The organism is Pasteurella canis, from assembly GCF_020810675.1.
Classification (GTDB): domain Bacteria; phylum Pseudomonadota; class Gammaproteobacteria; order Enterobacterales; family Pasteurellaceae; genus Pasteurella; species Pasteurella canis.
Genome location: NZ_CP085871.1, coordinates 564,545 through 580,190, shown reverse-complemented (window position 1 = coordinate 580,190; position 15,646 = coordinate 564,545). Strand labels below are relative to the sequence as shown.

The window sequence follows — 15,646 nt, the reverse complement described above, 5'->3', positions numbered from 1 at the left end:
CGAGGCTTTATATGAAAAAAGAGAACAACGTCAACATAAAACGTAGAGAATTTTTAAAAAATTCTTCTCTTGGTATTGCTGGCGCATCTTTAAGTGGTGGTGTAGTGGGCTCATTAGTTGCACCAAATGCAATGGCAGCAGAAAGTAAAACTATCGTGACGGCTGCACATTGGGGACCACTAGGTGTAGTAGTTGAAAATGGTAAAGCAGTAAAATCTGGTCCTGCTATTCCACCTGTTATCGAAAATGAATTGCAATCAGTAGTACCAGATCAGCTTTATAGCGAAACACGAATTAAGTATCCAATGGTCCGTAAAGGTTATTTAGCTAATCCAGGTAAAAGTGATACGACTATGCGTGGGCGAGATGAATGGGTTAGAGTATCTTGGGATCAGGCCTTAGATTTAATTGATAAAGAATTTAAACGTATCCGCAGTGAAGGAGGATTTGAAAATATCTTTGGTGGTTCTTATGGCTGGAAGAGCTCTGGTTCACTCCATTCAAGCAGAACCCTCTTACACCGCTACTTAAATGCAACAGGTGGATTTGTCGGACATAAAGGGGACTACTCCACTGGTGCTGCACAAGTCATTATGCCACACGTACTTGGTACGATAGAAGTTTATGAACAACAGACTAGTTGGGAAACGATCTTAGAAAGTACTGATATTATCGTACTTTGGTCAGCTAACCCACTAACAACCCTTCGCATTGCTTGGACGGCTACCGACCAAAAAGGTATTGAATATTTCAAAAAATATCAAGAAAAAGGTAAGCGCATTATTTGTATTGATCCAGTTAAAAGTGAAACATGTAAAATGTTAAATGCAGAATGGATTCCAACCAATACTGCAACCGATGTACCATTGATGTTAGGTATTGCACATACTCTGGTCACTCAAGATAAGCATGACAAAGCATTCTTGAAAAAATACACAACAGGCTATGCAAAATTCGAAGAATATTTACTTGGTAAAGTAGATGGACAAGCAAAAGATGCTGAATGGGCAAGTAAACTTTGTGGTGTGCCTATTGATGTAATCAAACAACTTGCGACTGACTTCTCTTCTAAACGTACTATGTTAATGGGGGGATGGGGTATGCAGCGCCAACGTCATGGTGAACAAACTCATTGGATGATGGTAACGCTAGCTTCAATGCTCGGTCAAATTGGTTTACCTGGTGGTGGTTTTGGCTTTAGTTATCATTATTCAAATGGTGGTGTACCTACTACAACAGGCGGTGTTATTGGCTCAATGTCAGCAACATTAGATAATGATACATCAAATACTGGGCAATCTTGGTTATCAAAATCAGCAAAACTCAGTTTCCCTCTCGCCCGTATTGCTGATGTGTTACTCAATCCAGGTAAAACCATTCAATATAATGGTACTGAAATTACTTACCCTGATATTAAATTAATTTACTGGGCGGGTGGTAATCCATTTGTACATCATCAAGACACAAATACATTAGTTAAAGCATGGCAAAAACCAGAAACGATTATTGTCAATGAGATTAACTGGACACCAACAGCACGTATGGCAGATATTGTCCTTCCAATTACCACGAGTTACGAGCGTAATGACTTAACGATGACGGGCGATTATTCAATGATGCATATTCTGCCAATGAAACAAGTAGTTGAGCCGCAATTTGAAGCACGTAATGATTATGATGTTTTTGCAGAGTTAGCAAAACGTGCTGGCGTAGAAGATAAATTTACTGAAGGTAAAAGTGAAATGGATTGGTTGAAATACTTCTATCAATCTGCTTTTGACGCTGCACGTAAAAACCGTGTTTTAATGCCTAAATTTGAAAAATTCTGGGAAGAAAATAAACCAATTACTTTTAACGCTAGTGAAAAAGCGAAAAAATGGGTGCGTTATGGTGAATTCCGTGAGGATCCATTACTCAACCCTCTTGGTACACCATCAGGTAAAATTGAAATTTACTCTGATACAATCGCTAAAATGAATTATGATGATTGTCGTGGTTACCCTTCATGGTTTGAGCCAGAAGAGTTTGCGGGTAATGTGACTCAAGCGCATCCATTAGCCTTAGTGACACCTCATCCTTACTATCGCTTACATAGCCAATTAGCACATACATCACTCCGCCAGAAATATGTAGTGCAAGATCGTGAGCCCGCTCTGATTCATACTGAAGATGCTAAAGCTCGTGGTATTGCTGATGGCGATATTATTCGTATTTTTAATGATCGTGGTCAAGTGCTTGCAGGTGCAGTGGTCACAGATCACATTATCAAAGGTACCGTTAGTCTATGTGAAGGTGCTTGGTATGATCCGCTTGATTTAGGTATGAGTGAAAAACCATTATGTAAAAATGGTTGTCCAAATGTATTAACAATGGATATTGGCACATCAAAACTTGCGCAAGGTAATTCTCCAAATACGTGTATTATTCAAGTTGAGAAGTTTACGGGGGAAGTCCCTGAGGTGACTGTATTTAAACAACCTAAACATGCGAAAGCTTAAATAAGACTTGATTAGTGATAATTAGACTTAAAGTGCGGTTAAACTGACCGCACTTTTTCATTTTATGCGCAGCTTTTATCTATCAAAACAACTTAATTCACATAAAAAAGTCGAAACTAAAACCATTTAAAAGAGACTAAATAATTTTAACATATATTAAAAAATACAGTACAATAACTACCCTAACTCTTTCAAGTAAAAGGACGAACAATGGCAAGAAAACCTTCAGTAAAAGCAGAATTGGATTTTGAAACAACTTTACAGCAGTTAGAAACCATTGTGACACGTTTAGAAAGTAGTGAACTACCATTAGAAGAGGCGCTCAAAGAATTTGAAAAAGGCATAAAATTAGCTAACTTAGGACAAGAGCGTTTACAGCAAGCTGAACAACGTATTCAAATTTTATTGCAAAAAAGTGAAAACGCTGAGTTAACTGATTACCCAACAGAACAATAAATAAAACGAGCCTGTTATGTATCAATTTTCACAAGATTTATCACAGTTCCAACAACGTATTAATACTTTTTTGACTCAACATCTCAATCTAGACACATCTCCTTCACCTCTTGCAGAAGCTATGCGTTATGGAGTGTTATTAGGTGGTAAGCGTATTCGCCCCTTTTTAGTTTATGCCACTGGTCGTATGTTAGGAGCCGATCTTAACCAATTAGATTATGCAGCGGCTGGACTCGAAGCTATCCATGCTTACTCTCTAATACATGATGACCTTCCAGCAATGGATAATGATACACTAAGACGCGGAAAACCAACTTGCCATATTGCGTTTGATGAAGCAACTGCGATTTTAGCAGGCGATGCGCTACAAGCGTTTGCTTTTGAAATCTTAACTCAAGCACCACAATTGTCCGCTGAGCAAAAACTTGCCTTAGTCAAAACATTGAGCAATGCATCAGGGCTTAACGGAATGTGCTTAGGACAAAGTCTTGATTTAATTTCTGAACAAAAACAAATAACTATAGAAGAGCTAGAATATATTCATCGTAATAAAACGGGGGCGCTCCTTTCTGCAGCTTTAAAAATGGGACTTATCTGTTCACCTCATTTTACAAACCAAACACTGGAACAACAGCTACAACGTTATGCTGAGGCTATTGGGTTAGCTTTTCAAGTACAAGATGATATTTTAGACATTGAAGGGGAAAGTGAAATCACAGGAAAAAATATTGGTTCAGACTTAATATCAGATAAAAGTACTTATCCTAAATTACTCGGTTTAAATGTAGCCAAACAAAAAGCACAACAACTTTATCAAACAGCGATTACTGAACTTAATAGTTTACCTTTTGATACCACAGCACTACATGCAATGGCGGAGTTTGTTGTAAATAGAAAAAGTTAAATCGCACAAAAAACTAACAAAGTGCGGTCTGTTTTTAAATTATTTTGGAATTGACTAACAATTATGCAAAATTATCCTCTTTTATCATTAATTAATTCACCTGAAGATTTGCGATTATTGAGCAAAGAACAATTACCTCAAATTTGTCAGGAGTTACGTGCATATCTCTTAGAGTCTGTTAGTCAAAGTAGCGGACATTTAGCCTCTGGTTTAGGCACAGTAGAGTTAACGGTAGCACTTCACTACGTTTATAAAACACCTTTTGATCAACTCATTTGGGATGTGGGTCATCAAGCTTATCCACACAAAATTTTAACGGGTCGCCGTGAAAAAATGTCGACAATTCGACAAAAAAATGGCATCCATCCTTTCCCATGGCGTGAAGAAAGTGAGTTTGATGTATTAAGTGTAGGTCACTCCTCTACATCAATCAGCGCGGGACTTGGTATCGCAATTGCTGCACAACGTGAAAATGCTGGACGGAAAACGGTTTGTGTTATAGGTGATGGAGCCATTACAGCGGGTATGGCATTTGAGGCAATGAACCATGCAGGTGTGTCACATACAGATATGCTAGTCATTTTAAATGACAACGAAATGTCTATTTCCGAAAATGTCGGAGCCTTAAACAATCATCTGGCACGTCTTTTAACTGGTTCAGTTTATTCCTCTATTCGCGAAGGCGGCAAAAAAATCCTATCAGGAATGCCCCCAATTAAAGAATTCGTCAAGAAAACAGAAGAGCATGTGAAAGGATTCGTTTCACCTGTTGGCACCATGTTTGAACAATTGGGTTTTAATTATATCGGACCTATTGATGGGCATAATATTGAAGAATTAATCAGCACATTAAAAAACATGCGTTCATTAAAAGGCCCTCAATTCTTACATATTATGACAAAAAAAGGCAAAGGTTATGCACCTGCAGAGAAAGATCCTATCGGTTTTCATGGTGTACCAAAGTTCGATCATTTAAGTGGTCAGTTACCGAAATCTAATACTAAACCAACTTATTCACAAATTTTTGGTGATTGGCTATGTGAAATAGCCGCTCAAGATCCTAAATTGATCGGAATTACGCCAGCAATGCGCGAAGGATCGGGAATGGTAGAGTTTTCTAATCGTTTTCCAGAACAATATTTTGATGTTGCCATTGCTGAACAACATGCAGTTACATTTGCAGCTGGTTTAGCGATCGGTGGTTATAAGCCTGTTGTTGCGATTTATTCAACATTCTTACAACGTGCTTATGATCAAGTAATTCATGATGTTGCGATTCAGAATCTACCCGTTTTATTTGCAATTGATCGTGCAGGTATTGTCGGTGCTGATGGACAAACTCATCAAGGTGCATTTGATATTAGTTTTATGCGTTGTATTCCTAATATGGTCATCATGACACCTAGTGATGAAAACGAATGTCGTCAAATGCTCTATACAGGCTATAAACTCAATCAGCCAGCCGCCGTACGTTATCCACGTGGTAATGCTATTGGTGTAGAGCTACAGCCACTACACGCATTGACATTAGGAGAATCTAAATTAATTCGTGAAGGTGAGAAAATCGCGATTTTGAATTTTGGTACATTATTACCAACTGCTTTGGCTGTAGCAGAAAAATTAAATGCAACAGTAATTGATATGCGTTTTGTTAAGCCAATTGATGTACAACGTATTAATCAAATTGCACAAACGCATGATCTCATTGTTACTTTAGAAGAAAATGCTATCCAAGGAGGAGCTGGTAGTGCTGTTGCAGAAGTACTTAATTTACAACAACATCAAGTGAAATTATTACAGCTCGGCTTACCTGATTTCTTTATTCCACAAGGTACGCAGCAAGAGATTTTAGCAGAGTTGCAATTAGACGAAAGTGGCATTCAAAGACAAATAAAAAATTTTTTATAAAAAATAAAAATTTTTATGAACTATTTAAAAAAAAACCAGTCTGAGATAATGCTAGTGCACTGCAAAATGCAGTCGTCTTTTTAACTTTCTTATATTAAGACCTCCCGCTACATCTTCTTGGTGTAGCGGTTTTTTCTTTTTAAGTCCCATAATTTTTCAATTTCTGAGCGTACTTTTACTGTCATAGGCTGTATTGGTTCAAGTAAAATTTCATTTTCAATAGGACTCTCACACAAATGAATATACATTTCATAAACTGTCTGTTGATCAACTTGATGTGTATTGATAAAGAAATTTTGTAAACGATAAACACTGACTTGTAAATAACATTGCTCTGCTATTTCAATGATGTGTCCAATCTCTTTGAGATTGCCGCCTACATTACTGATAACAATCAACACATCTTGTGTTTGATGTTGCTGGCAAAACTCAAACGCTTGATTCAATTTCAGCTGTGCTTGTTGTTTTGCTATTTGAAAGCGCTCAACTGTCCATCTATAAATACCATTTATTGTCAAAAAGTGATCATTTTCAATATGAAAAATTTTTCCTGTTGGGTAAGTTTGTTGAAACTCTCTGATTTTTTCTAATGCAAAGGTTGTTTTACCTGAACCTGAATGCCCTCGAATAATAATTAACTTTTGCATAGAACTCATCCCATTTCTATAGATAAAATAAATTGTTTACCTCTCATCTTGATGAATCCCCTTTTAGTCTCTTTGAATTAGATATTTAAATAAAATTAATCGTTATGATAATTGACACTTAATATCATTACACTATTGTGCTGAAAAATACTGCTATAATAAATGCTATAATTTCTGTCCCGATCATGCTATTTATATTGATTTTTAAATAGCACAATCTCAACTATATTTTTTCTTACATATGTTTAAAAACTAACCGCACTTTTAGAACAATGTAATCTTCCCAAAAGTGCGGTCAAATTTAAAGCTATTTTAGTAGTAATTGATTATGACCAAATATCTTTATCAACACCTCGTTTTAATAGCTCAGGATGATCCTCAATTTTAAATACAGGCTCTTGTCCTACCTTCACTTGACGTTGGTAATCTTTCAAAATCAGCCAAACAATTGGTGCTAATAAAACAATAGCAACGAGGTTAATCATCGCCATAATCGCCATCACTGTATCCGCAAAATTCCACACAATATTAGCATGATTAACAGCACCAAAATAAACAAAGAACAAAACAATTAAGCGGAAAATTAAGACAAATAACGGCTTATTACGAATAAAGCGAATATTGCTCTCTGCGTAAGCATAATTACCGATGATAGATGAATATGCAAATAAAAATAGGATAAATGCTAAGAAATGTAATCCAAAATCACCAACATGATACTGTAATGCATTTTGTGTTAACGAAATGCCTTTCAAAGACTCACTGCCATAGTTATCTGACAATAAAATAATAATTGCAGTACAACTACACACGACAATAGTATCAACAAAAACGCCTAACATTTGGATTAAACCTTGACTTGCAGGATGTTTAACATCCGCTGTCGCGGCTGAATTTGGCGCAGATCCCATCCCCGCTTCATTAGAAAACAGACCTCGTTTTACGCCCATTAACATAGCTTTAGAGAAAATAGCACCAAACATACCGCCAGCCATCGCACTAAAATCAAACGCACTTGAGACAATACGTGAAATGACCATCGGTATTGCATTGATATTCATACCCAAAATAATCAATGCAATAATCAAATAAAATAATGCCATCATAGGTACTAATTTTGCACTGACTACGCCAATACGCTTCACACCACCAAAAATAATTAATGCTGTCATCACAACTAAGAAAAGCCCAACATATTCTGGTTTCCAATGCCATGCATTACTTGTTGCTTCAACAATAGAGTTTGCTTGAACTGCGTTAAAAGCAAAACCAAATGTAAAAATTAAACTTATTGCAAATAGTACCCCTAACCAAGGTGCTTTTAATCCTTGGGTAATATAATAAGCAGGTCCACCACGATATAATCCGCAAGGTTCTTTTACTTTGAATAATTGTGCAAGTGAAGATTCCGCAAAAGCACTGCTCATACCAATTAAAGCAGTTATCCACATCCAAAATACTGCACCTTCACCACCAATCGCTATTGCAGTAGCTACTCCACCAATATTACCAACACCAACACGGCTAGCTAAACCTGTGGTAAAAGCTTGAAATGGTGTTAATGAATTACCTTCAGCACTGCGTCCCGACCACATTTCACGTAAGCTACGCGGTAATAAACGCAGTTGTACTAACCCAGTTGTAATTGTAAAAAATAAACCTACACCTAACAATGTAACAGTAGTAATATCCCATAACGGTCCATCTACTTTTTCGACAAACCATGTTAATACCTGTTCAACGAGATCAACAAAACTAGAAAATATCTCCATGTGTCTTTTCCTTAGTTAAAGTTACTTTACAAAGCCAATTATTGTAATCGTTTTATTAAATATAATTGAATATTATTTTATTTTTCACTAAAAAAACTTAATCTTATTGAATTAAAATTAAAAATAGATAATTTAAATAAAATTTATCTATTTTTAATAAGAGGGCGACTATTATTTAGTAAATAAAAAAGAGCACATTTCTGCACTCTTTATCAACCGAAAAGAAAAAAATTAAAATCCTTCTTTTAAACTCACTGTTAAGTTAAATACAAGATGCTCAGGACGACTATCTTTACTGTCCGCACAATAATAACCTTCTCGTTCAAATTGATATGCTTGTTCTGCTTGCGCATTAAGTAAGCTTTTCTCTACGACACCATGTTTTACTACTAATGACTCAGGATTCAGCACCTCATGAATATCTTCAGCAGCACCAGGATTTGTCACTGTAAATAAACGGTTATATTGACGAAATTCAGCAGGTAAATAGTCTTCTGCAGATACCCATTGAATAACTCCCTTCACTTTACGACCATCTGCGGGATTCTTCCCTAAGGTATCAGGGTCATAACTACAGTAAACGGTTGTAATATTACCATCATCATCTTTTTCTACACGCTCTGCTTTAATGACATAAGCATTACGTAATCGCACTTCCTTGCCTAAAACAAGGCGTTTATATTGTTTATTCGCTTCTTCACGGAAATCAGCTTGATCAATATAAATTTCACGCGTAAATGGAATTTCTCGTTGTCCAAGCTCTTCACGATTAGGGTGATTTGGCGCACGTAACATTTCTTTACTTGTAAAGTTTTCAATCACCACTTTTAATGGATTCAGCACTGCCATTGCACGTGGCGCATTTTCATTCAAATCTTCACGAATGCAAGCTTCTAAGGCACTTAACTCGACCATATTCTCTTGCTTAGTCACACCAATACGACGGCAAAACTCACGAATTGATGCAGGTGTATAACCACGGCGGCGTAAGCCTGAAATTGTTGGCATACGCGGATCATTCCAACCATCTACAATCCCCTCATTGACTAATTGTAATAATTTACGCTTAGAGGTTAAGGTCGCTTCTAAGTTTAAGCGTGAAAACTCATACTGATGTGGCAATGGTCGATCAATAGAAATATTATCTAACACCCAATCATATAAACGACGGTTATCTTGGAACTCTAACGTACAAAGAGAGTGTGTAATACGTTCAATTGCATCAGAAATACAATGAGTAAAATCATACATTGGATAAATGCACCACTTGTCGCCTGTTTGATGATGGCTTGCGAATTTAATACGATATAACACTGGATCACGCATAACCATAAATGGTGATGCCATATCGATTTTGGCACGTAAACTAGCTTTTCCTTCCTCAATTTCGCCATTTTTCATTTTTTCAAACAGCGCTAGATTTTCTTCAATGGAACGATCACGGTACGGACTATTTTTACCTGGTTCAGTTAAAGTACCACGATATTCACGCATTTCTTCTGGAGAAAGTTCATCGACATACGCTAAACCTTTTTGGATCAGCTCAACTGCATAAGCATATAACTGATCAAAATAATCTGAGGCATAACGCGGCTGCCCTTCCCATTTAAAGCCTAACCATTCAACATCCTGCTTAATTGAGTCTACATATTCCACATCTTCTTTCACAGGATTAGTGTCATCAAAACGTAAATTGCATAATCCTTGATAGTCTTTTGCAATACCAAAATTCAAACAAATTGATTTAGCATGACCAATATGTAAATAACCATTTGGTTCAGGAGGAAAACGTGTTTGCACACTATGATGTTTACCTGAAGCTAAGTCTTCATCAATGATTTGACGAATAAAATTAGTAGGGCGCTTTTCTGCATTTTCAGTGATTTCTACAGCTTCAATAGGGTTACTCATTCTGACCTCAAATTTTAATAAATATTTTGCGATGAAAAATGTTATCTATTCTACCCTGTTTACCCACAGAATACAAAACTGAGGTCTGTTTTCTTATTATTTTGCACTTCCTATTTTTTGTTTTAATGATAAAATGAACGAACGTTCATTCACTATAACTGCTGTATATTTTCATAAGCGAATATTTGTCTCTTTAAAAGTATTATTTGATTCTAGAGAAAGCAAAAATGAATAAAAAGTATTTGATTAGCTGTACTATGGTTATTGCAATTTTTGTTGGTGGATTTTATTTATTTAACACAAACCACAACAGCATCACTTATCTAACCGAAACAGTAAAACGTGGCGATCTCAAAAAATCTGTGATTGCAACAGGCACATTGACAGCTTATCAACGTGTTGAAGTAGGCGCTCAAGTATCAGGTAAAATAGAAAAAATCCATGTCAAACTTGGACAACTCATTCAACAAGGTGATCTCATTGCAGAAATTGACTCACAAACACAACGTAATCACTTAAATACGGCGCAAGCAAAATTAACGTCTTACCGTTCTCAACTCAATGCTAAAACGGTGGCATATGATATTGCTAAATCGAGTTACGAACGCAGTAAAAAATTATATGGTCAAAAAGCAATCAGCCTAACAGAACTGGATGATGCCAAAAATACTTTCGCTATAGCACAAGCTGCTATTCAAGAAATTACTGCAACAATTAAGCAAGCTGAAATCGAAGTCAATACTGCAAAAACTAACTTAAGTTATACTAAAATCTTATCACCCATTACAGGCACAGTCATTTCAATTCCTGTTGCTGAAGGACAAACTGTTAATGCCAATCAAACAACGCCAACGATTATCCAAGTCGCAGACTTGAGCAAAATGCAAATCAGACCTGAAATCTCAGAAGGCGATATTACAAAAGTAAAAGTCGGTATGCCGATTATTTTCTCAACGCTTTCTGATCCCCAAAAACAATACGTGACAGTTATCAATACTATTGATCCTGCACTGACAACCTTAACTGATAATGAATACTCAGAATCCATTACGAATACAAAAGCAGTCTATTTTTATGCCAATGCACTAGTTGACAATCCTGATAATAAACTGCGTATTGGTATGACTGCACAAACAGAAATTTTAGTTACTGAAGTAAAAAATGTTTTACTTATCCCCACCACAACTTTAAAGCCAGAAGGGAATAAAGTGTTTGTACAGCTACTAAAAGATAACCAAGTAGAAAAACGCGAAGTCATTATCGGTCTTAATGATGAACTCAATACTGAGATTTTGTCAGGACTACATGAAGGGGAAAAAGTAATCTCTTCACAGATCGATAATACTGAAAAAGTCAATAATACGACTCGCCGTCCAAGAATCTTCTAAAAGTTTGGTCTATTTTATGTCAATCATTCAAATAAACGATCTCAATAAATTTTTTGGTGAAGGGAATAGTCGCACTCAAGTTCTCAAAAATATTCACTTAGAGATTAAAAAAGGAGAGTTTATTGCCATTATCGGCGCTTCGGGTTCAGGTAAATCAACTCTAATGAATATTATTGGCTGTCTAGACAGCGCAAGTTCAGGTTCATATAAAATTAGCAACATTGAAGTCAGTCAGCTTGATAAAGATGCGCTTTCTGATTTACGACAAAAGAAATTTGGCTTTATTTTTCAGCGGTATAATTTACTCTCGACCTTAACTGCATTAGAAAATGTTGCGCTGCCTGCAATTTATGCTGGAGTTGAGCAAAAAACACGTCTGATACGTGCTAAACATTTATTAGAAAAATTAGGCTTACAGGATAAGTTAGCAAATAAACCCACCCAATTGTCTGGAGGTCAACAACAAAGGGTTAGTATTGCTCGTGCTTTAATGAACGGTGGTGAAATTATTCTTGCTGATGAACCCACTGGTGCATTAGATTCCAAAAGTGGTGCAACAGTAATGAATATTCTCCAACAACTCCATCATGAAGGACATACTATTATTGTAGTCACACATGATCAACAAATCGCACAATTTGCCAACCGTATTATTGAAATTAAAGATGGTGAAATTATTCAAGATAAACAAAAGTCTAATTGGGTTGTTGAAAAAAGCACTACACCAACAATACAAAAAACCCGTTTTACATTACTTAAAGATCAATTTATTGAATCATTTAAAATGTCGATTAATGCAATTGTGGCACATAAATTACGTTCATTACTCACAATGTTAGGCATTATTATTGGGATTACCTCTGTTGTTTCAGTAGTTGCATTGGGCAATGGTTCACAACAAAAAATCCTGTCAAATATCAGTTCATTAGGGACTAATACGATGGATATTTACAATGGGACAGGATTTGGTGACCGACGTGCAGAACGCATGCAAAATTTAACAGTTAGCGATGCAAATTTCCTTGCAAAACAAAGTTATATTGAAAGTGTCACACCAAATAGTGCGGTCAGTGGTAGTCTAACTTATAGTAACCAGAGTTTTACTGCTCAAGTAAAAGGTGTCAACGAACAATTTTTTAATGTGAAGGGGATCAACTTACTACAAGGTCAACTCTTTACTTCTTATGATGTAGCACAAAATGCACAAGTCGCAGTCATTGACTCCAATACGTTACGGCAAATTTTTAACAACCGTTCCCCTTTAGGTCAACTTATCATGATTAATAAAAAGCCGCTTCGTGTTATTGGGGTAGCAAACCCAGCAGGAATAAATAGTAATAATAGCAGCTTAACGATCTGGCTCCCTTATACTACTGCAATGTATAAAATTTCAGGGAACGCTAAAATTGACTCTATTACAGTCAAAATCAAAGATGACATCAATACTCAAGTTGCCGAAAAAGATCTGACTCAGATTTTAACTATACGTCATGGCAAAAAAGATTTCTTCATAATAAATAGCGATACAATTAAGCAAACGATTGAAAATACAACTAATACGATGAAATTATTAATTTCTTCAATTGCATTAATTTCATTAGTCGTAGGCGGAATTGGAGTAATGAATATTATGTTAGTTTCTGTGACTGAACGAACAAAAGAAATTGGTATACGTATGGCGATAGGTGCAAGGCAATCAAATATTCTACAGCAGTTTCTCATTGAGTCCGTATTGATTTGCCTAATTGGTGGCGTACTCGGTATCTGTGCCTCACTTATTTTTGGATTAGTATTTAATCAATTTGCAACAAATTTTAGCATGATTTTTTCTCCATTTTCTATTATTACAGCCGTTCTTTGTTCCAGTTTAATCGGCATTATATTTGGCTATATACCCGCTAAAAATGCCGCAAAATTAAACCCAATTAACGCCTTAGCAAGAGAATAGAAAATTGCTATAATTGACTCAATCAAAAGTGTATCAAACTAGACCGCACTTTGTAACCAAAGGACAAGATAATGTTAAAACTAAATCAATTTACTTTTATTATCCTCTCAACTACATTAGTAGGTTGTGCCAATATTGATAGTTCTTTCAAAGAGGCAAACCAACACTTTCAGCAATATGAAGAAATTACAAAGCAATATAGTGTAAAAGAAGACTGGTGGACATTATATCGCGATCCTCAGTTAAACAAATTAATTGAACAAGCATTAGAAAACAATAAAAATCTTGCCAAAGCTGCGATTAATGTTAATAAAGCACTCTATTCTGCTAATTTATTAGGGGCAAATCTAGTCCCTGCGTTTAGCGGAAAAACTGAATCAAGTGCATCTCGTAACATTGAACATAGTCAAAATTCAAGAATTACTCATAGTGGTTCACTAAATGTCAGCTATACATTAGATTTATGGCGTCGCTTAGCTGACGCGGCTTCTGCGGGTGAATGGGCATATAAAGCAAGTACTGAAGATCTTGAAGCAACTCGTTTAGCATTAATTAATTCAGTGATTGCGACTTACTACCAAATCGCTTTCTTAAACGATGCCATTCAGGCAACGGAAGGAAGTATAAAATATTATAATCAAATTAGCCAAATCATGTTAAATCGCTTTAAATTAGGCGTTGCTGATAGTGCTAGTGCAGATCAAGCACAACAATCGGTATTAAGAGCACGCAATCAACTGTTAACTTATCAAAGTCAACATAAAATAGCTGAACAAACATTACGTAACTTATTAAACTTAAAGCCAAGTGATATACTGACGCTTAGCCTACCTAAAATTCTCAACGTTAAGAATATCGGTATCAACACGAATATACCAGTCGCAACTATAGCCAATAGACCAGATATTAAAAGTGCACAATATCGTCTAAATAGTGCATTTAAAGATACTAAAGCAATGCAAAAAAGCTGGTTCCCAACTATTACATTAGGTGCAAGTTTGTCTTCAACCGGCACAAAAGTAGATAATGCACTACATACACCTGTTGCTGCTGGTTTAGTCAGTATTAACTTGCCATTCTTAAATTGGAATACAGTCAGATGGAATGTTAAAATTTCTGAAGCTAACTATGAAACAGCAAGATTAAATTATGAGCAAACTATAACCAAAGCATTAAATGAAATTGATACTAATTATTTTACTTATCGCCAATCACAAGCTAGCTTGAATAATTTACAAACGGCGTACAATTATAATAAGCGCATCACTCAATATTACAAAAACCGTTATGATGCGGGCGTATCACAACTACGCGATTGGCTAAATGCAGCAAATACAGAAAATGATTCACAAATTGCTATTTTAAATGCCAAATACCAGTTAATTCAGCAAGAAAATGCTGTTTACAGTACTATGGCTGGTTACTATTCAAATAAATAAGGATTTCTATAGTTTCTTTCTGATAAACGTGAAAGAAGGTACCTCATGAAAATAGAAGTTTGTGTTGATAATATTGAATCCGTATTCATAGCCGAACAAGCTGGGGCTGATCGCTTAGAGTTATGTGGTTGTTTAGCTATTGGTGGCGTCACCCCCCAGTATTCACTCATCAAAAGTGCGGTCAATTTTAGCCAAATTCCATGTTATGTGATGATTCGTCCTCGCGCAGGCGATTTCCTATTTAACCATTATGAAGTACAGATGATGGTAGAAGATATCCAAATCGTCAAATCGCTAGGCGCGAAAGGTATAGTTATTGGCGCTCTTACAGAACAAGCTGAAATTGATGTAAAAATTTGTGAAACACTCATTCATGCAGCAGACGGTTTAGGGGTCACTTTTCATCGTGCCTTTGATTTATGTCATAACCCTTTTGACAGCTTAGAACAACTTATTGCGCTAGGCTGCGAGCGAGTTCTCACTTCGGGTCAAAAAACCACTGCACTTCACGGAAAAGACTTACTTAAACAACTTGTTAAACAGGCCAATAAACGAATTAGCATTATGGCTGGTGCAGGCGTTAATGCAGAAAATGCTCAAATACTCGTTAAAAACACTGGCATAGAAGAGTTACATTTATCTGGCAAAAGCTATCGATTAAGTCAAATGAAACAGCAGTCAGATGCCGTAATGGGCATAGATGCAGAAGACGATAAAAAAATTTGGATTAGTGACTTTAATAAAATTAAGGCTGTCAAAGCATTATTTTAAAAGA

The 15,646-nt window shown here is 36.0% G+C and carries 11 protein-coding genes; 8 read left to right on the top strand and 3 right to left on the bottom strand.

Annotation, left to right across the window (positions count from 1 at the left end; all coding sequences use genetic code 11):
- Window positions 1–11 precede the first annotated feature (11 nt).
- From torA to dxs, 4 genes are all read left to right on the top strand, one after another.
- On the top strand, window positions 12–2,498 hold the full coding sequence (torA, locus tag K7G93_RS02690) for a trimethylamine-N-oxide reductase TorA (protein WP_226690770.1): 2,487 nt from the start codon (window positions 12–14) through the stop codon (window positions 2,496–2,498).
- Window positions 2,499–2,708: 210 nt separating this feature from the next.
- Complete coding sequence (gene xseB, locus K7G93_RS02685; RefSeq protein ID WP_115322788.1) at window positions 2,709–2,954, top strand: exodeoxyribonuclease VII small subunit; 246 nt, start codon at window positions 2,709–2,711, stop codon at window positions 2,952–2,954.
- Window positions 2,955–2,970: 16 nt separating this feature from the next.
- Window positions 2,971–3,858 carry a (2E,6E)-farnesyl diphosphate synthase gene (gene ispA, locus K7G93_RS02680; RefSeq protein ID WP_226690771.1) on the top strand — a complete coding sequence of 296 codons (888 nt, stop codon included), beginning with the start codon at window positions 2,971–2,973 and terminating at the stop codon, window positions 3,856–3,858.
- A 63-nt stretch (window positions 3,859–3,921) separates the two neighbouring features.
- Window positions 3,922–5,766, top strand: coding sequence for a 1-deoxy-D-xylulose-5-phosphate synthase (gene dxs, locus K7G93_RS02675; protein ID WP_224046195.1), 1,845 nt, complete (start codon window positions 3,922–3,924; stop codon window positions 5,764–5,766).
- 107 nt (window positions 5,767–5,873) lie between these two features.
- Here dxs and K7G93_RS02670 read toward each other — a convergent pair whose 3' ends face one another.
- The 3 genes from K7G93_RS02670 to glnS all read right to left on the bottom strand — a co-directional run bounded on the left by K7G93_RS02670 (window position 5,874) and on the right by glnS (window position 10,096).
- The gene (locus K7G93_RS02670) at window positions 5,874–6,413 is read right to left on the bottom strand and encodes an ATP-binding protein (protein WP_224046194.1); all 540 of its coding nucleotides are present in this window, start codon (window positions 6,411–6,413) and stop codon (window positions 5,874–5,876) included.
- A gap of 326 nt (window positions 6,414–6,739) precedes the next feature.
- A complete protein-coding gene (locus K7G93_RS02665) occupies window positions 6,740–8,185 on the bottom strand; it encodes an alanine/glycine:cation symporter family protein (RefSeq protein ID WP_049214505.1) in 1,446 nt (481 codons plus the stop codon).
- Window positions 8,186–8,416: 231 nt separating this feature from the next.
- A complete protein-coding gene (glnS, locus tag K7G93_RS02660; protein WP_226690772.1) occupies window positions 8,417–10,096 on the bottom strand; it encodes a glutamine--tRNA ligase in 1,680 nt (559 codons plus the stop codon).
- A 227-nt stretch (window positions 10,097–10,323) separates the two neighbouring features.
- Here glnS and K7G93_RS02655 point away from each other — a divergent pair, with 227 nt between their 5' ends.
- The 4 genes from K7G93_RS02655 to K7G93_RS02640 all read left to right on the top strand — a co-directional run bounded on the left by K7G93_RS02655 (window position 10,324) and on the right by K7G93_RS02640 (window position 15,642).
- Window positions 10,324–11,484 carry an efflux RND transporter periplasmic adaptor subunit gene (locus tag K7G93_RS02655; protein WP_226690773.1) on the top strand — a complete coding sequence of 387 codons (1,161 nt, stop codon included), beginning with the start codon at window positions 10,324–10,326 and terminating at the stop codon, window positions 11,482–11,484.
- A gap of 16 nt (window positions 11,485–11,500) precedes the next feature.
- The gene (locus K7G93_RS02650; RefSeq protein WP_226690774.1) at window positions 11,501–13,432 is read left to right on the top strand and encodes a MacB family efflux pump subunit; all 1,932 of its coding nucleotides are present in this window, start codon (window positions 11,501–11,503) and stop codon (window positions 13,430–13,432) included.
- A gap of 71 nt (window positions 13,433–13,503) precedes the next feature.
- The gene (gene tdeA, locus K7G93_RS02645) at window positions 13,504–14,871 is read left to right on the top strand and encodes a toxin/drug exporter TdeA (RefSeq protein ID WP_226690775.1); all 1,368 of its coding nucleotides are present in this window, start codon (window positions 13,504–13,506) and stop codon (window positions 14,869–14,871) included.
- A 45-nt stretch (window positions 14,872–14,916) separates the two neighbouring features.
- The gene (locus K7G93_RS02640; RefSeq protein ID WP_049214510.1) at window positions 14,917–15,642 is read left to right on the top strand and encodes a copper homeostasis protein CutC; all 726 of its coding nucleotides are present in this window, start codon (window positions 14,917–14,919) and stop codon (window positions 15,640–15,642) included.
- Window positions 15,643–15,646 lie beyond the last annotated feature (4 nt).

Bases quoted from the DNA above. Each gene is read 5' to 3' on its own strand.
- torA (WP_226690770.1), top strand. From the start codon at position 12: ATGAAAAAAGAGAACAACGTCAACATAAAACGTAGAGAATTTTTAAAA.
- xseB (WP_115322788.1), top strand. From the start codon at position 2,709: ATGGCAAGAAAACCTTCAGTAAAAGCAGAATTGGATTTTGAAACAACT.
- ispA (WP_226690771.1), top strand. From the start codon at position 2,971: ATGTATCAATTTTCACAAGATTTATCACAGTTCCAACAACGTATTAAT.
- dxs (WP_224046195.1), top strand. From the start codon at position 3,922: ATGCAAAATTATCCTCTTTTATCATTAATTAATTCACCTGAAGATTTG.
- K7G93_RS02670 (WP_224046194.1), bottom strand. From the start codon at position 6,413: ATGCAAAAGTTAATTATTATTCGAGGGCATTCAGGTTCAGGTAAAACA.
- K7G93_RS02665 (WP_049214505.1), bottom strand. From the start codon at position 8,185: ATGGAGATATTTTCTAGTTTTGTTGATCTCGTTGAACAGGTATTAACA.
- glnS (WP_226690772.1), bottom strand. From the start codon at position 10,096: ATGAGTAACCCTATTGAAGCTGTAGAAATCACTGAAAATGCAGAAAAG.
- K7G93_RS02655 (WP_226690773.1), top strand. From the start codon at position 10,324: ATGAATAAAAAGTATTTGATTAGCTGTACTATGGTTATTGCAATTTTT.
- K7G93_RS02650 (WP_226690774.1), top strand. From the start codon at position 11,501: ATGTCAATCATTCAAATAAACGATCTCAATAAATTTTTTGGTGAAGGG.
- tdeA (WP_226690775.1), top strand. From the start codon at position 13,504: ATGTTAAAACTAAATCAATTTACTTTTATTATCCTCTCAACTACATTA.
- K7G93_RS02640 (WP_049214510.1), top strand. From the start codon at position 14,917: ATGAAAATAGAAGTTTGTGTTGATAATATTGAATCCGTATTCATAGCC.